Raw genomic sequence first — 23,385 nt, 5'->3', positions numbered from 1 at the left:
ACACAATCGTGCAGCAAAAAGTATTATCATCACTTGAATTTCATAAAGTGAAAGAACAGGTTATTGAGCACGCCGCATCATCGCTCGGAAAAGAAATGCTTCTCCAGCTTAAGCCTTCTGCTTCTATAGACGAAATCAAAAAACAGCTGGATGAAGTAGATGAAGCTTCTGCCATTATCCGGCTGAGAGGCCGGGCGCCATTTGGCGGCCTTGTTGATATCAGAGGAGCGTTAAGACGGGCGGAAATCGGCAGCGTACTCAGTCCCTCAGAATTCACTGAAATCTCAGGCCTGCTTTACGCAGTTAAACAAATGAAACATTTTATCAGCCAAATGGCTGAAGACGGCGTCGACATCCCGCTGATTCATCAGCATGCTGAACAGCTTATTACGCTGTCTGATTTAGAGCGGGACATTAATTCCTGCATCGATGATCACGGAGAAGTGCTTGATCACGCGTCAGAAACATTAAGAGGAATCCGGACACAGCTCAGAACACTCGAATCGAGAATCAGAGACCGATTAGAGTCAATGCTGCGCTCCTCTTCCGCTTCAAAAATGCTGTCTGATACGATCGTTACGATCCGGAATGACCGTTTTGTTATTCCGGTCAAACAAGAGTACAGATCGAGCTACGGAGGAATCGTGCACGACACCTCTTCCTCAGGCGCGACGTTGTTCATTGAACCGCAGGCGATTGTAGATATGAACAACTCGCTTCAGCAGGCGAAAGTGAAAGAAAAGCAAGAAATTGAACGGATCTTACGCGTGCTGACAGAGCAAACGGCGGAACACACAGAAGAACTCTTTCAAGATTTGCAAGTGCTGCAGACGCTTGATTTTATCTTTGCAAAAGCAAGATACTCAAAAGCGGTCAAAGCGACAAAACCGATCATGAACGACAGCGGCTTTATCCGTTTGAAAAAAGCCCGCCACCCATTGCTTCCGCCTGATCAGGTTGTTGCCAATGACATCGAGCTTGGCGGCGATTTTTCAACCATTGTCATCACAGGGCCAAACACCGGGGGTAAAACAGTAACCCTCAAAACGTTAGGTCTGTTAACCTTGATGGCGCAATCCGGTCTTCATATTCCGGCAGATGAAGGATCAGAAGCCGCTGTGTTTGAGCATGTGTTCGCTGATATCGGCGATGAACAATCGATTGAACAGAGCTTGAGTACGTTCTCATCCCATATGGTGAACATTGTCGGCATTTTAGAACATGTCAATGAAAATAGCCTGGTGCTCTTCGATGAACTGGGCGCAGGGACAGACCCTCAAGAAGGGGCGGCCCTCGCCATGAGCATACTGGATGACGTGCATCGCACCAATGCTAGAGTGTTAGCCACGACGCATTATCCGGAATTGAAGGCGTACGGCTATAACAGAGAAGGGGTCATGAACGCCAGTGTCGAATTTGACATCGAAACGCTATCACCGACTTATAAACTTTTAATTGGTGTGCCGGGACGAAGCAACGCCTTCGAAATTTCAAAACGCCTTGGACTTCCAGCTCATATTATCGGGCAGGCGAAGTCAGAAATGACAGCCGAGCATAACGAAGTCGATACGATGATTGCGTCGCTCGAACATAGCAAAAAACGCGCAGAAGAAGAGCTATCTGAGACAGAATCAATCAGAAAAGAAGCAGAAAAGCTGCATAAAGAGCTCCAGCAGCAAATCATTGAGCTCAACAGCAAAAAAGACAAAATGCTCGAGGAGGCTGAACAGCAAGCGGCTGAAAAAGTAAAAGCTGCAACGGAAGAAGCCGAAGACATTATTCATGAATTGCGCTCAATCAAAGAAGAACACAAATCCTTCAAGGATCACGAGCTGATCAACGCGAAGAAAAGGTTAGAAGGCGCAATTCCTACTTTTGAAAAGTCCAAAAAACCAGAAAAACCGAAACCGCAAAAACGTGATTTCAAGCCTGGTGATGAGGTGAAAGTCCTCACCTTCGGGCAAAAAGGAACACTGCTCGAAAAAACCGGCGGCAATGAATGGAATGTTCAAATCGGCATATTAAAAATGAAAGTAAAAGAAAAAGATTTGGAGTTTATCAAATCAGCTCCGGAACCAAAAAAAGAAAAAATCATTACGGCGGTCAAGGGGAAGGATTACCACGTATCGCTTGAACTTGATCTTCGGGGTGAACGCTATGAAAATGCCCTTAGCCGTGTTGAAAAATACTTGGATGATGCAGTGTTAGCCGGATATCCAAGAGTGTCAATTATCCACGGAAAAGGAACCGGCGCTTTGAGAAAAGGCGTGCAGGATCTTCTGAAAAACCACCGCAGCGTCAAAAGCTCCCGTTTCGGTGAAGCAGGTGAGGGAGGATCAGGTGTTACGGTTGTTGAACTAAAATAAAAGGGAGTATGGCCATGAGTGATTTTTGGGAAAACGAGCTTGTGGAAATCGCGGCGTATTACAGTGTCGCGGTTCTCTGCCTCGTCCTCTTTTTGACTGTGTTTGAACTGGTGACGGCTTATAAAAACTGGGAAGAGATTCAAAAAGGAAATCTTGCGGTGGCAATGGCGACCGGTGGGAAAATTTTGGGGATCGCAAACGTATTTCAGCATTCCATCTCCCAGCACAATTCTCTGCTGCAAATGATCGGCTGGGGCGTGTACGGGTTTGTTATGCTTCTGCTCAGCTATTTTATTTTTGAGTTTTTGACTCCGCGGTTTAAAATTGATAAAGAAATTGAAAATGATAATCGGGCTGTCGGTTTTATTTCATTTGTCATTTCTGTCGGGCTTTCATTTGTGGTGGCAGCCGGAATATAAGGGGACGGAGAATCGATGGAAAAGCTTGCAAAGGTACTGCTCGCCGCGGCGGGAATCTTTTTGTTAATCGGTCTTATATATCTGTTCGTATATTGAGAAAAAGAAAGATTTGCCTTTCTTTTTCTTTTTTTTGCCGTCCATCTGCTATAATGATAGGGTGGAACTTTAAAACCGAAAGGGGAGGTTTTATGCAGTCTCAAAAGCCGTGGCTTGCCGAGTATCCTGACAATATCCCGCATGAGCTTCCGTTGCCGAACCAAACCCTGCAATCCATCCTGACAGACTCCGCCGCACGATTCCCTGACAAAACCGCCGTATCTTTTTATGGAAAAAAACTCACCTTTCATGACATTCTGACGGATGCGCTGAAACTCGCAGCTTTTTTACAGTCCAATGGCCTGCAAAAAGGAGACAGAGTGGCTGTCATGCTGCCCAATTGCCCGCAATCAGTCATTTCTTATTATGGCGTCTTGTTTGCCGGCGGTATCGTGGTCCAGGCGAATCCGCTCTATACCGAGCGCGAGCTTGAATACCAGCTGAGAGATGCTGAGGCAAGCGTGATCATCACCTTAGATTTGCTTTTTCCGAAGGCGATAAAAATGAAAACGTTATCAATAGTGGATCAGATTTTAGTAACCAGCATAAAAGACTATTTGCCTTTTCCGAAAAATATTCTTTATCCACTGACGCAAAAACAAAAAGTACAAATTGATTTTGACAAAAAGGATCACATTCACACGTTCGCCTCCAGCGTGAAACAGGAAAAAATGGAGCTCCTGACAATCCCAAAGATCGAGCCTGAGCATGATATCGCTGTTCTCCAGTATACCGGAGGAACAACAGGGGCTCCAAAAGGGGTCATGCTCACGCACCGGAATATCTTGGCCAATACCGAAATGTGCGCGGCTTGGATGTACGATGTAAAGGAAGGTGCTGAAAAAGTGCTTGCCATCGTACCGTTTTTTCACGTTTACGGACTGACGGCAGTGATGAATTATTCGATGAAGCAAGGTTTCGAAATGATTCTTCTTCCTAAGTTCGACCCGCTCGAAACGCTTAAAATCATCGACAAACAAAAACCGACGCTCTTTCCAGGCGCACCGACGATTTACATTGGCCTTTTGCATCACCCCGAATTACAGCAATATGATCTGTCATCCATTAAAAGCTGTCTTAGCGGATCAGCCGCACTCCCTGTTGAGGTAAAGCAGAAATTTGAAAAGGTGACTGACGGAAAGCTTGTGGAAGGCTATGGTTTGTCTGAGGCATCCCCTGTGACGCATGCCAATTTTATCTGGGGGAAGAACAAGCCCGGCAGTATCGGCTGTCCTTGGCCGAGTACGGACGCCGCGATCTATTCTGAAGAGACGGATGGATTTGCCGCTCCGTATGAGCATGGAGAAATCATTGTTAAAGGGCCGCAAGTGATGAAAGGATATTGGAACAAACCGGAGGAAACCGCCGCTGTACTGAGAGATGGCTGGCTGTTCACCGGAGACATGGGCTATATGGATGAAGAGGGCTTTTTCTATATTGCCGACAGGAAGAAGGACATCATCATCGCCGGCGGCTATAATATTTACCCGCGTGAAGTAGAAGAAGCGCTTTATGAACATGAAGCCATCCGGGAAATTGTCGTTGCAGGTGTGCCGGATTCCTACAGAGGGGAAACAGTAAAAGCATTTGTCGTGTTGAAGAAAGACGCAAAAGCCGATGCAGAAGAACTGGACGCTTTTGCCAGATCCCGCCTCGCTCCCTACAAGGTGCCGAAAGCCTATGAATTCAGAAAAGAGCTGCCGAAAACGGCGGTAGGAAAAATTTTAAGAAGGCGTTTACTAGAAGATGCCGAAAATCATCATATCAATAACTCATGACATAAGAAAAAGAGAACACCTATGAATAAACTTGACAAAGTCGAAAATCCTCCTTATCATGAAAATATGAATGAATAGTCATTCATTTCAATAGGAAGGAACGATGAACTTTGAAGCAAAAACGGCCAAAGTATATGCAGATTATTGATGCAGCAGTAGAAGTCATTGCGGAAAACGGCTACCACCAGTCACAGGTATCCAAAATCGCCAAACAAGCCGGAGTAGCGGACGGCACCATCTATCTCTATTTCAAAAACAAAGAAGACATTTTAATTTCCCTTTTTAAAGAAAAAATGGGCCAATTTATTGAGCGGATGGAAGAGGACATAAAAGACAAGGAGACAGCCAAAGAGAAATTAGCGCTTGTGATTTCAAAGCATTTTTCCCTTTTGGCGGATGACCATAATCTCGCGATTGTCACTCAGCTTGAGCTCCGCCAGTCCAACTTGGAGCTGCGCCAGAAGATCAATGAAATATTAAAGGGCTACTTAACTATTTTAGAGGGCATTTTGACGGAAGGCATACAATCAGGCGAATTAAAAAACGGCCTCGATGTCCGCCTCGCCCGGCAGATGATTTTTGGAACGATTGACGAAACCGTGACAACTTGGGTTATGAATGACCAAAAGTACGATATAGCTGCCTTATCAGACAGCGTTTTAGAATTGTTGGTGTCCGGAATTCACAATAAGTAAAGGAGTTCTGTCCTATGAATGCAATATCACTGGCAGTTGATCAATTTGTGGCAGTTTTGACGATTCACAATCCGCCGGCAAATGCGCTTTCCAGCCGAATTTTAGAAGAGCTCTCCTCCTGTCTAGATCAATGTGAGACAGATGCAGGCGTACGAAGCATTATCATTCACGGTGAGGGAAGATTTTTCTCAGCGGGCGCTGATATTAAAGAATTTACATCGCTAAAAGGCAATGAGGATTCCTCAGAGCTGGCTGAGCGCGGCCAGCAGCTGATGGAAAGAATTGAAGGCTTCCCAAAACCGATTATCGCGGCGATTCACGGTGCTGCTCTTGGAGGCGGGCTGGAGCTTGCGATGGCTTGTCATATCAGAATTGCGGCAGAAGACGCCAAGCTGGGGCTCCCGGAACTTAACCTCGGTATTATACCGGGTTTTGCGGGTACACAGCGTCTTCCGAGATATGTCGGTACAGCCAAAGCACTAGAGCTCATCGGATCAGGAGAACCGATATCCGGAAAAGAAGCGCTTGATCTCGGACTTGTTTCAATTGGAGCAAAGGATGAAGCAGAAGTGCTTGAAAAAGCAAATGCGCTTGCCGCTAAGTTTGCGCAAAAAAGCCCGCAAACGCTGGCATCACTGCTTGAGCTTCTTTATTCAAACAAGGTGTATTCCTATGATGGCAGCTTAAAGCTTGAAGCAAAGCGGTTTGGAGAAGCATTTGAGTCAGAGGACGCCAAAGAAGGCATCCAGGCATTTCTCGAAAAAAGAAAGCCTCAGTTCAAAGGCGAATAAAAGGGGATATGATCATGAATCTATTTGTACTGATGAAACGGACGTTTGACACAGAAGAAAAAATCGTCATTGAAGCAGGAAAGATTCAGGATGACGGAGCGGAATGGATCATTAATCCATACGACGAGTACGCGATAGAAGAAGCCATCCAGCTGAAGGAAAAGCACGGGGGCACGATCACCGCCGTCACTGTCGGCGGTGAAGAAGCGGAAAAGGAATTGCGTACGGCGCTTGCCATGGGATGTGACCAAGCCGTTTTAATCAACATAGAAGATGATCTCGAAGAACCCGACCAATATTCCATTTCTCAAGTTTTATACCACTATATGAAGGATCAAGAGTTTGATTTAATTCTCGGCGGAAATGTTGCCATTGACGGAGGATCAGGACAAGTCGCGCCTCGGCTTGCCGAGCTGCTGGATATTCCGTGCATCACTACGATCACCAAACTCGAAATCAATGGCACTGATGCAGAAGCAGAAAGGGACGTCGAAGGGGATGTAGAGAAAATCAAAACCACACTTCCATTGCTTGTCACAGCTCAGCAAGGTTTAAACGAACCGCGTTACCCATCGCTTCCGGGCATTATGAAGGCCAAGAAAAAACCACTTGAAGAGCTAGAGCTTGATGATCTTGATCTTGACGAAGAGGATGCCGAACCAAAAATGAAAACCATTGAACGTTTTCTGCCGCCGAAAAAAGAAGCCGGGAAGCTTCTCCAAGGTGATCCTGCCGAACAGGCAAAAGAGCTCGTCTCATTGCTCCGCAGCGAAGCTAAAGTCATTTAAAGCTTGGACATTCAAAGAAACAGGGGGATGTTAGAATGGGAAAAAAAGTGATCGTACTCGGGGAAATTCGCGATGGAGAATTGCGGAATGTCACCTTTGAAGCATTAGCTGCAGGAAGAACCATTTCAGGCGATGGAGAAGTCATCGGTGTTCTCATCGGAGAAAATGTACAGAACATTGCACAGGAGCTTATCCATTACGGAGCGGATAAAGTTCTCACAGCCGAGGATCCGAAGCTGAAAGCCTATACGGCAGACGGATACAGCCAGGTCATGAGGGTCATTATTGACCAAGAAAAGCCCGATTCAGTCATATGCGGGCACACGGCAATGGGCAAGGATCTCTCACCAAAACTTGCGGCCCGGCTGCAAACAAGCTTAATTTCTGATGCTACAGATGTAAGCGTTACCGGAGAAAATGTCGTATTCACAAGGCCGATTTACTCGGGAAAAGCATTTGAACGTGTGATTTCAACCGATCCCATGATTTTTGCAACGATTCGTCCCAATAACATTCAAGCTTCAGAAATAGACGCCGGCAGGTCGGGGAGTATCGAAAGCGTTGATGTTTCTCTTACTGACCTCCGCACCGTTATCCAAGAGATCGTGAAAAAAACAGCGGACGGCGTTGATCTCTCCGAAGCAAAAATTATCGTTGCGGGCGGCCGCGGAGTCAAAAGCAAGGAAGGATTTCAGCCGCTGCAGGAGCTTGCCGAGGTGCTGGGAGCCGCAGTCGGAGCTTCTCGCGGGGCGTGCGACGCTGACTATTGCGATTACGCTCTCCAGATCGGGCAGACCGGGAAAGTCGTCACCCCGGATTTGTACATCGCCTGCGGCATTTCCGGCGCCATCCAGCATTTAGCCGGCATGTCAAACAGCAAGGTCATTGTCGCCATCAATAAAGATCCTGAAGCCGATATTTTTAAAATAGCGGATTATGGCATCATAGGCGATTTATTTGAAGTGGTTCCATTATTAACTGAGGAATTCAAACAATTAAATATTCACTCGTAAAGGAAACCCCGGACTGCTGAAGTTCGGGGTTTTTTATATGTTTAAATATATACGTACAAATAAATATATAATGAAAAATATTGTTGACATGTACGAACATATATAATATGGTTACTTTAAAAGCGCTTACATTCATGCTGACTCCTCAGGCAAAAGACAGATCACATATTTGACTGTGGTGCTTTTCATATTCGTATGAAAGGAATGATCAGGCATGTCTAAACATCAAGCAGTGATCCAGACAGATATTGTAAAAGGAACCATTAACAAAAATATATACGGTCATTTTGCGGAGCATTTAGGAAGAGGGATTTATGAGGGGATTTGGGTCGGATCGGACTCAAGCATTCCCAATATAAACGGAATACGAAAGGATGTGCTGGAAGCGCTCAAGCAGCTTCATATTCCTGTCCTCAGATGGCCGGGCGGGTGTTTTGCGGACGAATACCATTGGGCAAACGGTGTCGGTGACCGAAAGACGATGCTTAACACGCACTGGGGCGGAACAGTTGAATCAAATGAATTCGGAACGCATGAATTTATGATGCTTTGCGAGCTGCTTGAATGCGAGCCTTATATTTGCGGCAATGTCGGAAGCGGAACCGTTCAGGAAATGGCGGAATGGATCGAGTATATGACGTTTGATGCAGGCACGCCGATGTCAGACTGGAGAATACAAAATGGAAGAGAGGAGCCCTGGAAGCTGAAATATTTCGGTGTGGGCAATGAAAACTGGGGTTGCGGCGGAAACATGCACCCTGAATACTATGCTGATCTGTACCGGCGTTTTCAAACCTATGTCCGCAATTACAGCGGCAATGAAATCTATAAAATTGCAGGCGGCGCAAATGTAGATGACTTTAATTGGACGGACGTGCTCATGAAAAAAGCCGCCGGCCTGATGGACGGATTGAGCCTTCATTATTACACGATTCCGGGTGATTTCTGGAAGGGCAAAGGATCAGCGACAGAATTCACGGAGGATGAATGGTTCATTACGATGAAAAAAGCCAAATACATCGATGAATTGATTCAAAAACACGGTACGATTATGGACCGGTACGACCCGGAGCAGCGGGTCGGGCTGATTATTGACGAATGGGGCACGTGGTTTGATCCTGAGCCAGGCACGAACCCTGGATTCCTTTATCAGCAAAACACCCTTCGTGATGCACTGGTCGCGGCTTCTCATTTCCACATTTTCCATCAGCATTGCCGCAGGGTACAAATGACCAACATTGCCCAAACGGTAAACGTTCTTCAAGCGATGATTTTGACTGAGGGAGAGCGGATGCTTTTGACACCGACGTACCATGTATTTGATATGTTTAAGGTACACCAGGATGCTTCTCTTTTAGACACTGAAACAACCTCTGCTGACTATGAATGGAAGGGGGAAACGCTGCCGCAAATCAGTATTTCAGCATCGAAACATGCGGAAGGTGATATCAATATCACGATTTGCAACATCGACCATCAAAACAAAGCGGAGGCCGAAATTGAGCTGAGAGGTCTTAACAAGACTGCGGACCATTCCGGAGTCATTCTCACGGCAGAAAAAATGAATGCGCATAACACGTTTGACGATCCTCATCACGTCAAACCGGAATCTTTCAGCCGATATACCCTCAACAAAAACAAACTGAAAGTAAAACTGCCGCCAATGTCGGTCGTCTTACTCACGCTGCGTGCGGATTCTTAATGCGCGAGAGCGCCGGAGCTTCATGCCGGCGCTCTTTTTCAGGTTTTAAAACAGCTCCGGGAGGGCATGGTAAAGTACATGACAGTGAAGAGGAGATGTTAGCTTATGCTTCGTACAATTCTAATGATCATCGGGGCTATTGTAGTGATCGGGGCAATTATCAGATTCGTGTTTTAATAAAAGTGACATATCCCATTCAATCCAGATAAAAATGAGTAAACCGATTGTGATCAGGAAAAAATAATTTGTAAGCATTAAAATAGCGTGAACGAATGGGAGATGCTATACTAAAAATCATCATTCACAATTGGAGGAATTCAATAATGGCTATCGTAAAAGCAACTGATCAATCTTTCCCAGCTGAAACAAGCGAAGGCGTCGTACTGGCTGACTTCTGGGCTCCTTGGTGCGGACCTTGTAAAATGATTGCGCCTGTTCTTGAAGAACTAGATCAAGAAATGGGAGACAAACTGAAAATCGTAAAAATCGATGTGGATGAAAACCAAGAAACAGCCGGAAAATACGGCGTTATGAGCATCCCGACACTTCTTGTGTTAAAAGACGGAGAAGTTGTTGAAACTTCTGTCGGCTTCAAACCGAAAGAAGCGCTTCAAGAGCTTGTAAACAAACATCTTTAATTTACGGCTGCTTACATGCCAGAGCGATTCCGATTGAGGGATCGCTTTTTTTATTCGCCAATTGTGAACCATAGAGAAAAACAAACGTTCGTGTTAAACTGGAAACAAAGGACTAAATATAAGGAAGGGTAACATATGAACAAACAACTGAAAGAAAAACTCGCCCTCCTTCCTGATCAGCCCGGATGTTATCTGATGAAGGACCGACAGCAGACTGTGATCTACGTAGGAAAAGCGAAAGTGCTGAAAAACAGAGTGCGCTCCTACTTCACCGGTTCTCACGATGCGAAAACACAAAGGCTTGTGACGGAAATCGAGGATTTTGAATATATCGTGACGTCCTCTAATCTCGAAGCGCTTATTTTAGAAATGAATTTGATCAAAAAGCATGATCCGAAATACAATGTCATGCTGAAAGACGATAAAACCTACCCTTTTATAAAACTCACCCATGAACGCCATCCAAGGCTGGTTGTCACCCGCAATGTCAAAAAAGACAAAGGGCGCTATTTCGGGCCGTACCCGAATGTGCAAGCAGCAAGGGAAACAAAAAAACTGCTTGACCGTCTGTATCCTCTCAGAAAATGCTCCAAACTGCCGGACAGAGTGTGCCTTTACTATCATCTGGGCCAATGTCTCGCTCCTTGCGTAAAGGATATTTCCGAAGAGACGAACAGAGAGCTGGTTGAGAGCATTACCCGATTCTTAAAGGGCGGCTATAATGATGTCAAAAAAGAGCTTGAAGAGAAAATGCATGAGGCTGCGGAGAATCTTGAGTTTGAAAGGGCAAAAGAGCTTCGCGACCAAATGGCCCATATCGACTCAACGATGGAAAAACAAAAAATGACGATGAACGATTTAGTCGACCGTGACGTATTCGCTTACGCATATGATAAGGGCTGGATGTGCGTACAGGTCTTTTTCATCCGGCAAGGAAAGCTCATTGAACGCGATGTCAGCATGTTCCCGCTCTATCAGGAAGCTGATGAAGAGTTCCTTACGTTCATCGGGCAGTTCTATTCAAAAAACAACCACTTCCTTCCAAAGGAAATTTTAGTTCCGGACAGTGTAGATCAATCCATGATTGAGCAGCTGCTGGAAACAAACGTCCACCAGCCGAAAAAAGGACCGAAAAAAGAACTGCTCATGCTGGCCCATAAAAATGCGAAAATCGCGCTGAAAGAAAAATTCTCCTTAATCGAACGGGATGAGGAGCGCTCAATTGGGGCTGTGCAAAAACTCGGTGAAGCCTTGAATATTTATACGCCTCACAGAATCGAAGCGTTTGATAACTCAAACATACAGGGGACAAACCCGGTTTCCGCGATGATCGTGTTTATCGACGGCAAACCGAACAAAAGGGAATACCGCAAATATAAAATCAAAACCGTTACAGGACCGGATGATTACGGCTCAATGAGAGAGGTCGTCAGAAGGCGTTATTCAAGAGTGCTTCGTGAAAACCTGCCGCTGCCTGATCTGATCATCATTGACGGAGGAAAAGGGCAGATCAACGCTGCAAGGGATGTCATTGAAAATGAACTCGGTCTGGATATTCCCATCGCCGGTTTAGCGAAAGACGAAAAACACAGAACCTCAAATTTACTCATCGGGGATCCGTTGGAGGCGGTGTATCTGGAACGAAACAGCCAGGAATTTTACCTTCTGCAGCGCATCCAGGACGAGGTGCACCGGTTCGCGATCAGCTTTCACAGGCAAATCCGCGGTAAAAGCGCGTTTCAATCCGTATTGGACGACATCCCGGGCATCGGAGAGAAAAGAAAGAAAATGCTGTTAAAGCATTTCGGTTCTGTTAAAAAAATGAAGGAAGCAAGTCTCGAGGACCTCAAAAAAGCGGGTGTTCCCATAGCGGCGGCTCAGCTCCTTTACGACAAATTGCAAAAATAATGTTGTCCTTTTAAAAAAGATCTGATAAAATGTGAACTAATTTCATAGTTAGATCGTGTTATATGGTGAAGATAGAGGTGCGAACTTCAAGAGTAAGCCTTTGGAGAAAGATGGATTCCGTGAAAAAGGCTGAAAGGGGAGGTCGCCGAAGCAAATAAAATCCCATCGGTGTTATTTGCTGGCCGTGCATTGAATAAATGTAAGGCTGTCAAGAAATCATTTTCTTGGAGGGCTATCTCGTTGTTCATAATCATTCATGATGATTAATTGATAAGCAATGAGAGCAAATTCCTCTCATTGCTTTTTTTATTGTGGACAAGGCGCTCTTTCTCCTCACCCGCACGAACCAAAATGTAAAGGGTGGTCATTCATGGGTCTAATCGTACAAAAATTCGGAGGTACTTCCGTCGGCTCAGTCGAAAAAATTAATAATGCGGCAAACCGCGTCATCGCGGAAAAACAGAAAGGCCATCAAGTCGTCGTAGTCGTTTCAGCTATGGGGAAATCGACTGACGCATTGGTCAGCCTTGCAAAAGACATCACCGATCAGCCGAGCAAACGCGAAATGGATATGCTGCTGGCGACAGGCGAACAGGTCACGATTTCCCTGCTTTCAATGGCGCTGCAGGAAAAAGGCTATGACGCGGTGTCCTATACTGGCTGGCAGGCGGGAATCCGCACGGAATCCGTACACGGAAACGCCAGAATTACAGATATCGACACTACAGTTTTAGCAGACCAGCTTGAGCAAGGAAAGGTTGTGATTGTCGCGGGATTCCAAGGCATGACGGAGGATTGTGAAATCACGACATTGGGCCGGGGTGGTTCAGACACAACAGCAGTCGCTTTGGCTGCCGCATTAAAAGCGGATAAATGTGACATATACACCGACGTGCCCGGCGTGTTTACAACCGATCCGCGGTATGTGAAATCAGCGAGAAAACTTGCCGGAATCTCATACGATGAAATGCTTGAGCTTGCCAATTTAGGCGCCGGCGTTCTTCATCCGAGAGCTGTTGAATTCGCTAAAAATTACCAATTGCCGTTAGAAGTGCGTTCAAGTACAGAAACAGAAGCAGGGACATTAATTGAGGAGGAATCATCCATGGAGCAGAATTTAATTGTCAGAGGCATTGCGTTCGAAGATCAAATCACAAGGGTAACAATCTACGGGCTGACAAGCGGCCTAACCACTTTGTCTACCATTTTTACAACTCTTGCAAAAAGAAATATTAACGTGGATATCATTATCCAAACGCAGGCGGGAGACCATGATGCCGGGATTTCCTTCTCTGTTAAATCTGAAGACGCGGACCAGACTGTTGAGGTGCTTGAAGAGTACAAAGGCGCGCTGGAATTTGAGAAAATCGAGACAGAAAGCAAGTTGGCTAAAGTATCCATTGTCGGATCAGGTATGGTATCAAATCCTGGTGTAGCGGCTGAAATGTTTGCTGTACTGGCGGAAAAAAACATTTTAATCAAGATGGTTAGCACATCTGAAATCAAAGTGTCAACAGTCGTAAGCGAAAATGACATGGTGAAAGCGGTCGAAGCGCTGCACGATGCATTTGAGCTTTCAAAACACCCCTCAGCTGTGTAATCAAAAAAGGCGGGACTATGCAGTCACCGCCTTTTTGGTTACACGGGGTCTTTCATATCCCATTTCACAGTCAGAACCACTTTATCGGCTCTCTTTTTCACTTGTTCATATGATTCGGCAATCTGGTCATTCATTAATTGAATTTGTTCAGCGATAAAACCAGCTTCAAGCTGAAAGCATGGTTCTTTCTGATGTTTAAGGCGGTTGGAAATGATCGGCCCTTCAAGTTCAAATTCAAGCTCCTGTTTTTTAGCGCTTGTGTTAGTGAGGGTTCCCCAGCCCGCTTCTTCAAAGAAGGCCGGAAATTCCTCCCATGATTCAAGAGGAAACTTACGGGCGAGATGTTTCCCTGCCCAATACATCATGGAAGAGTAATCTTGGCCAAGCATATCTGGGAGAACGATCTCTCGTATTAGTTCGTAGGCATAGGCGTTCATTTCAATTTCTTTTAGATTGTCAATAGATCCTTCAAATTTAGACTTCATAGCTGTCTCCCCTCTCTCCTTCGTATATTATAGCCCAAAGAGGGGGGAGGATTACAGAATGATCCTGTAATTCTTATGAAAAATTAAGGGAGAAATATATATTGATAAAATAAAATTTTTGAATCAACTAATTAATTCGGAAAATTGTAATTTATGTACGCGTTTTCTTGACGCCCTTTTGAGGGAGGAGTAAAATGAAATTGTCAATAAATCTTAATAAAGTGCTTACAATTGAAAGAAGTGGGGGAAGAGATTTAGCACATTTCGCACTTATCAAACAGGGGGTAAAGTAATGTCTGGGAACAGAGAGTTTTATTTTCGAAGATTGCATTCCTTGCTTGGCGTCATACCGGTCGGCATCTTTCTCATTCAGCATTTAGTCGTCAACCAGTTTGCCGCAAGGGGCGCTGAAGCATTCAATAGTGCTGCTCATTTTATGGATAGTCTGCCTTTCAGGTATGCATTGGAAATTTTTATTATCTTCTTACCATTAATTTATCATGCAGTTTATGGTGTGTACATAGCGTTTACTGCAAAAAATAACGCAGGTCAATACAGCTATATGAGAAATTGGCTCTTCGTCCTGCAGCGTGTAACCGGTATCATCACCCTCATTTTCGTCAGCTGGCATGTGTGGGAAACCCGTATTGCAGCACAAATGGGCGCTGAGGTCAATTTCGACATGATGGCGAATATTTTGAGCTCTCCGGCTATGCTTGGCTTCTACATTGTCGGTGTTTTATCAACAATTTTCCATTTCTCGAACGGTTTATGGTCTTTCGCTGTTACATGGGGCATTACGGTAACGCCCCGTTCTCAAAGAATTTCGACATACGTTACGCTGATTATTTTTGTTGCACTGTCATACGTAGGCTTAAAAGCGATTTTCGCATTTGTATAAGAGTACTAGATTACTAGAGGGAGAGGGGCTATCATGAGTCAATCAAGCATTATCGTAGTCGGCGGGGGTCTTGCCGGCCTCATGGCGACAATTAAAGCAGCGGAATCAGGAATGGCGGTTAAGCTTTTTTCCATCGTTCCTGTCAAACGTTCTCATTCGGTTTGCGCGCAAGGCGGCATAAACGGAGCGGTCAACACAAAAGGGGAAGGCGACTCTCCGTGGGAGCATTTTGATGACACTGTATACGGGGGAGACTTTCTTGCGAACCAGCCGCCGGTCAAAGCGATGTGTGACGCGGCGCCTTCTATCATCCACTTATTAGACCGGATGGGCGTCATGTTTAACCGGACGCCTGAGGGCCTGCTGGATTTCCGCCGATTCGGGGGTACACAGCACCACAGAACAGCTTATGCGGGTGCGACAACGGGACAGCAGCTGCTTTACGCACTGGACGAGCAAGTGCGCAGATACGAAGTTGCGGGTCTGGTTACAAAATACGAAGGCTGGGAATTCCTTGGCGCTGTATTGGATGATGACAGAACCTGCCGCGGAATTGTTGCGCAAAACCTGACAAACATGCAAATTGAATCCTTCCGTTCAGACGCTGTCATCATGGCGACGGGCGGACCGGGAATCATTTTTGGAAAATCGACTAACTCCATGATTAATACAGGATCTGCTGCGTCGATCGTTTATCAGCAGGGAGCGTATTATGCAAACGGAGAATTTATTCAAATTCACCCGACAGCGATACCGGGCGATGACAAACTAAGACTGATGAGTGAATCGGCGCGCGGTGAAGGCGGACGCGTGTGGACATATAAAGACGGGAAACCGTGGTATTTCCTGGAAGAAAAATACCCGGCTTACGGAAACTTGGTGCCGCGTGATATAGCGACACGCGAAATATTTGATGTGTGTGTCAACCAGAAGCTCGGCATTAATGGTGAAAACATGGTGTATCTTGATCTGTCCCATAAAGATCCCAAAGAGCTTGACATTAAGCTCGGCGGCATCATTGAAATTTATGAGAAGTTCATGGGAGATGACCCGCGGAAGCTTCCAATGAAAATCTTCCCGGCGGTTCATTACTCAATGGGCGGTTTATGGGTGGATTACAATCAAATGACAAACATCCCGGGACTGTTTGCGGCTGGGGAATGTGATTACTCTATGCACGGCGGCAACCGTTTGGGAGCGAACTCCCTGCTCTCCGCGATATACGGAGGAATGGTGGCCGGACCGAATGCCGTGAAATATGTAAATGGCTTAGAATCTTCAGCAGAAGACATGTCTTCCTCTTTATTCGACGCTCACGTCAAAAAAGAAGAAGAAAAATGGGCTGACATTATGAGCATGGACGGAACCGAAAATGCCTATGTCCTTCACAAAGAGCTCGGTGAGTGGATGACGGCAAATGTAACGGTTGTCCGCCATAACGATAAGCTTTTGAAAACGGATGACAAAATTCAGGAATTAATGGAGCGGTTTAAAAAGATTAACATCAATGATACGACAAAATGGAGCAATCAGGGGGCGATGTTCACACGCCAGTTCTCGAACATGCTTCAGCTTGCGAGGGTGGTTACCCTTGGCGCTTACAACCGCAATGAAAGCAGGGGCGCCCATTATAAACCGGATTATCCTGAACGTAATGATGATGAATGGCTCAAAACAACAATGGCTAAACATGTAAGCCCGTATGAAGCGCCAGAATTTGAGTATCAGGATGTCGATGTATCACTGATAACGCCTCGGAAACGGGATTACTCGAAGAAGAAGGTGGCGAAATAATCATGAGTGAACAAAAAACCATACGATTTATTATCACACGGCAAGATACAACCGAAAGCACGCCTTACGATGAAGAATTTGAGGTTCCATACCGCCCGAACCTAAACGTCATTTCCGCTCTGATGGAAATACGCAGGAATCCGGTTAACGTTAAAGGTGAAAAGACAACCCCTGTTACATGGGACATGAACTGTCTTGAAGAAGTGTGCGGCGCATGTTCAATGGTCATAAACGGAAAGCCCCGCCAGTCTTGTACGGCGCTTATCGACCAGCTTGAACAGCCGATCCGCTTAAAACCAATGAAAACTTTCCCGGTCGTGCGTGATTTGCAGGTTGACCGGAGCAGAATGTTTGATTCATTGAAAAAAGTAAAAGCGTGGATACCGATTGACGGTACGCACGATTTGGGACCGGGGCCGAGAATGCCGGAAAAACGCCGTCAATGGGCATATGAATTATCAAAATGCATGACGTGCGGCGTCTGCCTCGAAGCCTGCCCGAATGTGAACAGCAAATCGAAGTTCATGGGGCCGGCACCGATGTCTCAAGTCCGCCTGTTTAACGCACATCCGACAGGCGCCATGAATAAATCTGAGCGGTTAGACGCACTGATGGATGAAGGCGGCCTTGGAGATTGCGGCAACTCGCAAAACTGCGTTCAATCTTGCCCGAAAGGCATCCCGCTCACCACTTCGATTGCAGCCTTAAACAGAGATACAAACTTACAAGCGTTCCGCAATTTCTTCGGAAGCGACAGAGTATAAGAAGAAAAAACCTCTTCCGCATGGGAGAGGTTTTTTTAACCATAAGGAGATGAGTAAAGATGAAGCTTCCCGCTTATATTGATATGCCGTTTCAACAATGGAAAGCGTCCTTTTCTTTTTTTAATGAAGTATCCGTGCGATTTTCCGAGACGGACATGTTTGGACATATGAATAATGTAACGCCTTTTATATACTTTGAGGAGGCGCGGATTTCTTATTTTAAAAAGCTGAATATGATGAATCAAAACAAACAGACTATGACGGTCGTGGCAAGCCAGCAATGCGATTATCTGCGCCAAGTCATGCCTTATGAAGAGCTGCGCATCTATGTGAAAACAAGCGCCGTCGGCAGCTCATCCCTTACCTTGCATTATCACGGAGAAAATCGGGAAGGCGAGCCCTGCTTCACCGGAGCAGTTGTGATGGTCCAAGTTTCAAAGGAAAGCGGCAAGACTGTCAGCTGGACGGATGAGGAGAAAGAAACGCTGCTCCATACACCATAAACTAATTCTCTTGTAAACGTCACCTCCTGTGCCCTTCTTACATAAGATATCTTGACTATATCAAAACCCATTCGTTTCTGATTCGCTCTCACCTTAGCAAGGAGGGTTACAATACTTGAAGGAGAAAGAATTTCAATCGAAGCCGCTGCTAACGAAAAGAGAAAGAGAAGTGTTCGAATTGCTCGTTCAAGATAAGACAACAAAGGAGATTGCAAGCGAGCTATTTATCAGTGAGAAAACCGTTCGAAACCATATTTCAAATGCCATGCAGAAATTGGGTGTGAAAGGGCGTTCGCAAGCCGTTGTTGAGCTTCTTAGAATGGGTGAGCTAGAGCTTTAATCCTTGCCGGTATTCCTTCTTTTCAGGAAGGAGCCGGTTATTGCTGTTTGTTTGGAGCGTTTGAAACCATATTTGGAATGCTATGCAGAACTTGGATGGCAAAGCTTAAAACAGTTTTTGCTATTTGATGTTGTTTGCCTAAAGTCCTCTAATTCTCTCGCGCGAGTCTTGCATTTTCTTCAAAAAAGAAGGAAAATAGACACGGAACGCTTTTGTGCGTAAGAGATCCTTGAGTGAGGGATGGACAAATGACATCAAAACCTTTGGAGCATGTTGCGGATATTGAAAAGTCACTCCGCCACATTGCCGCGATCATTAAGCAAAAAGGACGAGAAATCCTTAACCAATATGCAATTACGCCGCCGCAATTTGTCGGCCTGCAATGGCTTTATGAACTAGGAGATATGACAATCGGCGAACTATCGGGCAAAATGTATCTGGCATGCAGCACGACAACGGACTTAATCGACCGCATGCAAAAAAATGAGCTTGTCGAACGGGTCAAGGACCCGGCGGACAGACGTGTGGTCCGGATACATCTGCTGCCTGAAGGAGAACGGATTATTCAAGAGGTCATTACAAAAAGGCAGGAATATCTGCGTGATATGTTCGAAACGTTTACAGATGAAGAAATAGCCATCTTCGAAAAATCATTGATGAAACTGCAGCATGAAATGAAGAGAAAATGAGGCGATTTTGTTGGGGCAACCAATAGGAGTCATTGATTCCGGGGTTGGCGGTTTAACCGTTGCAAAGGAAATCATGAGACAGCTACCAAAAGAAAATATTATCTACGTCGGGGATACGAAACGGTGTCCATACGGGCCGCGTCCTGAAGAAGAAGTGCTTCAATATACGTGGGAGCTGACGAATTATTTACTCGAAAACCACCACATTAAAATGCTCGTGATCGCCTGCAACACAGCAACAGCGATCGCATTGGAAGACATACAGCGAAGCGTCGATATACCGGTGGTCGGAGTGATCCAGCCGGGTGCGAGAGCAGCGATAAAAGTGACGGAAAATCAGCATATCGGAGTCATCGGCACAGAGAATACAATTAAGAGCAATGCGTACGAAGAGGCGCTTTTGGCATTGAATTCTGACCTGAAGGTTGAGAACCTTGCCTGCCCGCTGCTTGTGCCTTTTGTAGAAAGCGGAAAGTTTCTTGACAAGACAGCAGACGAAATTGTCAAAACATCCCTGTATCCGTTAAAAGACACATCGATTGATTCACTGATTTTAGGCTGCACCCACTATCCTATTTTAAAAGAATCCATTCAGAGATATATGGGAGAGCGCGTAAACATTATTTCGTCCGGCGATGAAACAGCAAGGGAAGTCAGCACGATTCTCTCATATAAAGGGCTGCTGAACCAGTCTCCGATTGTTCCGGATCATCAGTTCCTGACAACAGGAGCACGTGATCAGTTTGCGAAAATCGCAAATGACTGGTTTGGCCATGAGGTGGGCCATGTGGAGTGCACTTCACTGCAAGAACCGATTAGAAAATAGCTTTGCCCCGCAACGTTATGTTGCGGGTTTTTTCTGTTTTGCCGGAATTCTTCGGTCTATTTCCTGATAAGGGCTCGTATACATAATAGTACAAACAGCCTTAGGAGGGAAAAGTATGCTGAAAAAAGGACCTGCAGTCATTGGTGCCACTTGTCTCACCTCTGCCCTGCTTTTATCCGGATGCGGTTTGTTTCAATCTGATAAGGCAGCCGAGGAAATTGATCCGCCTCAAGACGTTACATACGTGAACGATGAAGCGGGGGCCGATTCAAATACAACAGCAGCCGAAAAAACAGAAAGTGAAAAAAACGATACCGCCAAAGCGGATCAAGCCGCATCTACAATCATGAGGGAGCTTTATCTCATTGATAAAAACGGGTATGTCGTTGCGCAAACGCTGCCTCTTCCAAAAAGTGAAGGCACGGCTAAGCAAGCGCTTGAATACCTCGTTCAGGGCGGACCTGTGTCAGAAATTCTTCCGAATGGCTTCAGAGCCGTATTGCCGGCTGACACAACCGTTAACGTTGACATCAAAAAAGATGGAACTGCAATCGCCGACTTCTCTAATGAATTTAAAAATTATAAGAAAGAAGACGAACAGAAAATTGTTCAATCCGTGACGTGGACGCTTACGCAATTCAGTTCGATAGATAAAGTGAAGCTGAGAATAAACGGCCATGAATTGAAGGAAATGCCTGTAGGCGGCACGCCGATCTCAGATGATTTAAGCCGTAAAGACGGGATTAATATGGAAACATCGGGCGTAAATGATCTTACCGCAACACATCCGCTCACCGTTTATTATTTGGCGGAAAACGATGACAGTGAGTACTATGTGCCTGTGACGAAACGGATCGACAATACTGAAAAAGATGATATTTCTGCAGCGATCAACGAATTGGCTAAAGGTCCAAGCAAAGTGAGCGGGCTGTTAACAGATTTCAGTGATGACGTAAAGCTGGTCAGCAAGCCGAAAATCAAAGACGGACGCGTGACGTTAGATTTCAATCAATCCATATTTGGCAGCGCTGATGAAAAGACAAAAATGATTTCTTCAGAAGTGCTGAACAGCATTGTACTGACGTTAACGGAGCAGCCGAATGTAAAAAGCGTTTCCGTCAAAGTAAACGGGAAATCAGAGCTTGTAAATGAAAAAGGCGAAAAGCTCACTGAACCGGTCTCCAGACCATCTCAAGTGAATACGGGTAGTTTTTAAATTGAAATTTTTGATATACTAGAAAGAAAGAGGTTAGCGTTCCGGCTGCCTCTTTCTTTATTCAATTCCGGAACAAAAATGGTTTATGTACATACAATCGGAGGTAAAACATGAGACATGACGGAAGACAACATGATGAGCTGCGTCCAATCACATTTGATTTGGATTTTATCAGCCATCCGGAAGGTTCTGTTCTAATAACAGCGGGAAATACAAAAGTAATCTGCAACGCGTCTGTTGAGGATCGCGTGCCGCCGTTTTTGCGGGGCGGGGGAAAAGGCTGGATTACAGCTGAATACAGCATGCTGCCGCGGGCAACAAACCAAAGAACAATCAGAGAGTCTTCTAAGGGGAAAATTACCGGCAGAACAATGGAGATCCAGCGCCTGATCGGCCGCGCGCTTCGGGCAGTCGTTGATTTAGACAAGCTCGGTGAACGGACGATTTGGATTGACTGCGATGTCATTCAGGCTGATGGCGGAACAAGAACTGCTTCTATTACAGGAGCATTTCTAGCCATGGCAATTGCGATTGGCAAGCTGCTCAAAGCGGGAACGATCAAGGCAAATCCGATTACTGATTTTCTTGCTGCGATTTCTGTCGGAATTGATAAGGAACAGGGAATTTTGTTAGATTTAAATTATGAAGAAGATTCTTCCGCTGAAGTTGATATGAATGTCATTATGACAGGCGGCGGCCGCTTTGTGGAGCTGCAGGGAACCGGGGAAGAGGCGACTTTCTCAAGGGAGGATCTGGACGGTCTTCTCGGTCTTGCGGAAAAAGGCATTCAGGAACTGATTGACAAGCAAAAAGAAGTGCTGGGTGATTCTCTGCCAGAACTGAAATAAAGACAGAAAGGCTTGATCATCATGAAAGAAGCAATTATTGCGACACATAATCCGGGAAAAGTGAAGGAATTCAAAGAAATCCTCGAGCCAAAAGGCTATGATGTCAAATCGTTAGCTGAAATCGGATACACAGAGGAGATCGAGGAAACAGGCCATACGTTTGAAGAAAATGCCGTTTTGAAAGCGGAAGCTGTTGCAAAAGCAGTGAATAAAATGGTGATTGCGGATGACTCCGGCCTGTCCATCGATAATCTTGGCGGCAGCCCCGGCGTTTATTCCGCGCGCTATGCAGGGGAACAGAAAGACGACCAGGCAAATATCGTTAAAGTGCTCGGCGAACTGAAAGGAATTGAAAAAGAACAGCGTACCGCCCGTTTTCGCTGCGCGCTGGCTGTGAGTATCCCCGGTGAGGAAACAAAAACAGTCGAAGGCCATGTTGAAGGATATATCGCTGAAGAACCGAGAGGAGAATACGGCTTTGGCTATGACCCAATCTTTATCGTGAAAGATAAAGATAAGACAATGGCTGAATTGACAAGTGATGAAAAAAATAAAATCAGCCATAGGGCTGACGCGCTTAAAAAGCTGTCTAAGCTTTTAGAGGCATAAGGAGGAAGCTTGTACATGAACGTGCTGATTATCAGTGACAGCCATGGGCTTGAAGAAGAACTCCAAACCATCGCAAAAAGACATGAAGCAGAAGTTGATCTCCTGATTCATTGCGGAGATTCTGAACTTGAAACCGGGCATCCGGCATTGGATCCTTATGCGGTTGTAAAAGGCAATTGCGATTTTACAGGCGATTTTAAGGACGAGCTTCTTCTGAATGCCGGTTCAAAGAAAATACTGGTCACGCACGGCCATCTTCACGGTATAAAGCAGACCTTGTTAAACGTATACTATCGTGCAGAGGAGCTCGGAGCGGATATCATCTGTTTCGGGCATTCGCACATCGCGGGAAGTGAAGTGCTGCGCGGAAAACTGATGATTAACCCAGGCAGCATCCGGCTTCCGAGGGTGCGCAGGATAGAAAGCTATGCTATACTGACGTTAGAAAATGATGCCGCGACAGTGCGTTTTTACGACCAAGCAGGCCATGAAATTGAGGATCTGCAAAACCGTGTCACACTATGAAAAAGTCATGAGGAAGAAATTTTTCTTCCTCATGAAAAAAATTCTAAAAAACCGTTGACTTATTGTTGCATCCCTTATATAATAAATCTTG

Annotated in this window: 23 protein-coding genes and 1 riboswitch; of the genes, 22 read left to right on the top strand and 1 reads right to left on the bottom strand. The window is 45.5% G+C overall.

Annotated features, from left to right (window positions below):
• Positions 1–8 precede the first annotated feature (8 nt).
• The 11 genes from V6D41_RS03320 (at position 9) to V6D41_RS03270 (ending at position 13,794) form a co-directional block, all read left to right on the top strand.
• A complete protein-coding gene (locus V6D41_RS03320; protein WP_333517271.1) occupies positions 9–2,366 on the top strand; it encodes an endonuclease MutS2 in 2,358 nt (785 codons plus the stop codon).
• Between the two features lie 14 nt (positions 2,367–2,380).
• Complete coding sequence (locus V6D41_RS03315) at positions 2,381–2,785, top strand: DUF350 domain-containing protein (RefSeq protein ID WP_003222485.1); 405 nt, start codon at positions 2,381–2,383, stop codon at positions 2,783–2,785.
• Positions 2,786–2,973: 188 nt separating this feature from the next.
• Positions 2,974–4,659 carry an AMP-binding protein gene (locus V6D41_RS03310; RefSeq protein WP_333517270.1) on the top strand — a complete coding sequence of 562 codons (1,686 nt, stop codon included), beginning with the start codon at positions 2,974–2,976 and terminating at the stop codon, positions 4,657–4,659.
• Positions 4,660–4,769: 110 nt separating this feature from the next.
• Positions 4,770–5,354: a fatty acid metabolism transcriptional regulator FadR gene (gene fadR / locus V6D41_RS03305; RefSeq protein WP_087992368.1), complete on the top strand. Its 585-nt coding sequence runs from the start codon at positions 4,770–4,772 to the stop codon at positions 5,352–5,354.
• A 14-nt stretch (positions 5,355–5,368) separates the two neighbouring features.
• On the top strand, positions 5,369–6,145 hold the full coding sequence (locus tag V6D41_RS03300; RefSeq protein ID WP_333517269.1) for an enoyl-CoA hydratase: 777 nt from the start codon (positions 5,369–5,371) through the stop codon (positions 6,143–6,145).
• Positions 6,146–6,159: 14 nt separating this feature from the next.
• Positions 6,160–6,933, top strand: coding sequence for an electron transfer flavoprotein subunit beta (gene etfB / locus V6D41_RS03295; protein ID WP_148962274.1), 774 nt, complete (start codon positions 6,160–6,162; stop codon positions 6,931–6,933).
• Between the two features lie 35 nt (positions 6,934–6,968).
• The gene (etfA, locus tag V6D41_RS03290; RefSeq protein WP_087992365.1) at positions 6,969–7,946 is read left to right on the top strand and encodes an electron transfer flavoprotein subunit alpha; all 978 of its coding nucleotides are present in this window, start codon (positions 6,969–6,971) and stop codon (positions 7,944–7,946) included.
• A gap of 214 nt (positions 7,947–8,160) precedes the next feature.
• Positions 8,161–9,648, top strand: coding sequence for an alpha-L-arabinofuranosidase AbfB (gene abfB, locus V6D41_RS03285; protein WP_333517268.1), 1,488 nt, complete (start codon positions 8,161–8,163; stop codon positions 9,646–9,648).
• A 323-nt stretch (positions 9,649–9,971) separates the two neighbouring features.
• On the top strand, positions 9,972–10,286 hold the full coding sequence (gene trxA, locus V6D41_RS03280; protein WP_087992363.1) for a thioredoxin: 315 nt from the start codon (positions 9,972–9,974) through the stop codon (positions 10,284–10,286).
• A 135-nt stretch (positions 10,287–10,421) separates the two neighbouring features.
• Entirely contained in the window at positions 10,422–12,194 is a 1,773-nt protein-coding gene (gene uvrC / locus V6D41_RS03275) for an excinuclease ABC subunit UvrC (RefSeq protein WP_333517267.1), read from the top strand.
• A 64-nt stretch (positions 12,195–12,258) separates the two neighbouring features.
• A riboswitch (Lysine riboswitch) is annotated at positions 12,259–12,437 on the top strand.
• 127 nt (positions 12,438–12,564) lie between these two features.
• Positions 12,565–13,794 (top strand): aspartate kinase, encoded by a 1,230-nt coding sequence (locus V6D41_RS03270; RefSeq protein ID WP_333517266.1) that lies wholly within the window; start codon positions 12,565–12,567, stop codon positions 13,792–13,794.
• A 38-nt stretch (positions 13,795–13,832) separates the two neighbouring features.
• On the opposite strand, the gene V6D41_RS03265 is transcribed toward V6D41_RS03270, so the two are convergent.
• Positions 13,833–14,279, bottom strand: coding sequence for a YslB family protein (locus V6D41_RS03265; RefSeq protein ID WP_087992360.1), 447 nt, complete (start codon positions 14,277–14,279; stop codon positions 13,833–13,835).
• Positions 14,280–14,571: 292 nt separating this feature from the next.
• On the opposite strand from V6D41_RS03265, the gene sdhC reads away from it, so the two are divergent.
• From sdhC to V6D41_RS03210, 11 genes are all read left to right on the top strand, one after another.
• Positions 14,572–15,180 (top strand): succinate dehydrogenase cytochrome B558, encoded by a 609-nt coding sequence (gene sdhC / locus V6D41_RS03260; protein ID WP_003222512.1) that lies wholly within the window; start codon positions 14,572–14,574, stop codon positions 15,178–15,180.
• A gap of 33 nt (positions 15,181–15,213) precedes the next feature.
• A complete protein-coding gene (gene sdhA, locus V6D41_RS03255) occupies positions 15,214–16,974 on the top strand; it encodes a succinate dehydrogenase flavoprotein subunit (protein WP_087992359.1) in 1,761 nt (586 codons plus the stop codon).
• A gap of 2 nt (positions 16,975–16,976) precedes the next feature.
• On the top strand, positions 16,977–17,738 hold the full coding sequence (sdhB, locus tag V6D41_RS03250) for a succinate dehydrogenase iron-sulfur subunit (protein ID WP_333517265.1): 762 nt from the start codon (positions 16,977–16,979) through the stop codon (positions 17,736–17,738).
• A 59-nt stretch (positions 17,739–17,797) separates the two neighbouring features.
• Positions 17,798–18,241: an acyl-CoA thioesterase gene (locus V6D41_RS03245; protein ID WP_333517264.1), complete on the top strand. Its 444-nt coding sequence runs from the start codon at positions 17,798–17,800 to the stop codon at positions 18,239–18,241.
• Positions 18,242–18,356: 115 nt separating this feature from the next.
• Complete coding sequence (gene gerE / locus V6D41_RS03240; RefSeq protein WP_003184172.1) at positions 18,357–18,581, top strand: spore germination transcription factor GerE; 225 nt, start codon at positions 18,357–18,359, stop codon at positions 18,579–18,581.
• Positions 18,582–18,829: 248 nt separating this feature from the next.
• Positions 18,830–19,270, top strand: a complete 441-nt coding sequence (locus V6D41_RS03235; protein WP_003222521.1) for a MarR family winged helix-turn-helix transcriptional regulator — start codon at positions 18,830–18,832, stop codon at positions 19,268–19,270.
• A gap of 7 nt (positions 19,271–19,277) precedes the next feature.
• Complete coding sequence (racE, locus tag V6D41_RS03230; RefSeq protein WP_333517263.1) at positions 19,278–20,096, top strand: glutamate racemase; 819 nt, start codon at positions 19,278–19,280, stop codon at positions 20,094–20,096.
• A 115-nt stretch (positions 20,097–20,211) separates the two neighbouring features.
• On the top strand, positions 20,212–21,312 hold the full coding sequence (gene gerM / locus V6D41_RS03225) for a spore germination protein GerM (RefSeq protein WP_333517262.1): 1,101 nt from the start codon (positions 20,212–20,214) through the stop codon (positions 21,310–21,312).
• Between the two features lie 110 nt (positions 21,313–21,422).
• The gene (gene rph, locus V6D41_RS03220) at positions 21,423–22,160 is read left to right on the top strand and encodes a ribonuclease PH (RefSeq protein ID WP_333517261.1); all 738 of its coding nucleotides are present in this window, start codon (positions 21,423–21,425) and stop codon (positions 22,158–22,160) included.
• 12 nt (positions 22,161–22,172) lie between these two features.
• Complete coding sequence (locus tag V6D41_RS03215) at positions 22,173–22,769, top strand: XTP/dITP diphosphatase (protein ID WP_333517260.1); 597 nt, start codon at positions 22,173–22,175, stop codon at positions 22,767–22,769.
• Positions 22,770–22,784: 15 nt separating this feature from the next.
• On the top strand, positions 22,785–23,294 hold the full coding sequence (locus V6D41_RS03210; protein WP_333517259.1) for a YfcE family phosphodiesterase: 510 nt from the start codon (positions 22,785–22,787) through the stop codon (positions 23,292–23,294).
• Positions 23,295–23,385: the final 91 nt, after the last annotated feature.

The organism is Bacillus sp. 0102A, assembly GCF_036765155.1.
GTDB lineage: Bacteria > Bacillota > Bacilli > Bacillales > Bacillaceae > Bacillus > Bacillus subtilis_G.
This window is presented reverse-complemented; position numbering and strand designations above follow the sequence as displayed.

What these genes read in the sequence shown, in the direction of transcription:
- V6D41_RS03315 (WP_003222485.1), top strand. Translation starts at nt 2,381, where the DNA reads ATGAGTGATTTTTGGGAAAACGAGCTTGTGGAAATCGCGGCGTATTAC.
- V6D41_RS03310 (WP_333517270.1), top strand. Translation starts at nt 2,974, where the DNA reads ATGCAGTCTCAAAAGCCGTGGCTTGCCGAGTATCCTGACAATATCCCG.
- V6D41_RS03300 (WP_333517269.1), top strand. Translation starts at nt 5,369, where the DNA reads ATGAATGCAATATCACTGGCAGTTGATCAATTTGTGGCAGTTTTGACG.
- etfB (WP_148962274.1), top strand. Translation starts at nt 6,160, where the DNA reads ATGAATCTATTTGTACTGATGAAACGGACGTTTGACACAGAAGAAAAA.
- etfA (WP_087992365.1), top strand. Translation starts at nt 6,969, where the DNA reads ATGGGAAAAAAAGTGATCGTACTCGGGGAAATTCGCGATGGAGAATTG.
- abfB (WP_333517268.1), top strand. Translation starts at nt 8,161, where the DNA reads ATGTCTAAACATCAAGCAGTGATCCAGACAGATATTGTAAAAGGAACC.
- trxA (WP_087992363.1), top strand. Translation starts at nt 9,972, where the DNA reads ATGGCTATCGTAAAAGCAACTGATCAATCTTTCCCAGCTGAAACAAGC.
- uvrC (WP_333517267.1), top strand. Translation starts at nt 10,422, where the DNA reads ATGAACAAACAACTGAAAGAAAAACTCGCCCTCCTTCCTGATCAGCCC.
- V6D41_RS03270 (WP_333517266.1), top strand. Translation starts at nt 12,565, where the DNA reads ATGGGTCTAATCGTACAAAAATTCGGAGGTACTTCCGTCGGCTCAGTC.
- V6D41_RS03265 (WP_087992360.1), bottom strand. Translation starts at nt 14,279, where the DNA reads ATGAAGTCTAAATTTGAAGGATCTATTGACAATCTAAAAGAAATTGAA.
- sdhC (WP_003222512.1), top strand. Translation starts at nt 14,572, where the DNA reads ATGTCTGGGAACAGAGAGTTTTATTTTCGAAGATTGCATTCCTTGCTT.
- sdhA (WP_087992359.1), top strand. Translation starts at nt 15,214, where the DNA reads ATGAGTCAATCAAGCATTATCGTAGTCGGCGGGGGTCTTGCCGGCCTC.
- sdhB (WP_333517265.1), top strand. Translation starts at nt 16,977, where the DNA reads ATGAGTGAACAAAAAACCATACGATTTATTATCACACGGCAAGATACA.
- V6D41_RS03245 (WP_333517264.1), top strand. Translation starts at nt 17,798, where the DNA reads ATGAAGCTTCCCGCTTATATTGATATGCCGTTTCAACAATGGAAAGCG.
- V6D41_RS03235 (WP_003222521.1), top strand. Translation starts at nt 18,830, where the DNA reads ATGACATCAAAACCTTTGGAGCATGTTGCGGATATTGAAAAGTCACTC.
- gerM (WP_333517262.1), top strand. Translation starts at nt 20,212, where the DNA reads ATGCTGAAAAAAGGACCTGCAGTCATTGGTGCCACTTGTCTCACCTCT.
- rph (WP_333517261.1), top strand. Translation starts at nt 21,423, where the DNA reads ATGAGACATGACGGAAGACAACATGATGAGCTGCGTCCAATCACATTT.
- V6D41_RS03210 (WP_333517259.1), top strand. Translation starts at nt 22,785, where the DNA reads ATGAACGTGCTGATTATCAGTGACAGCCATGGGCTTGAAGAAGAACTC.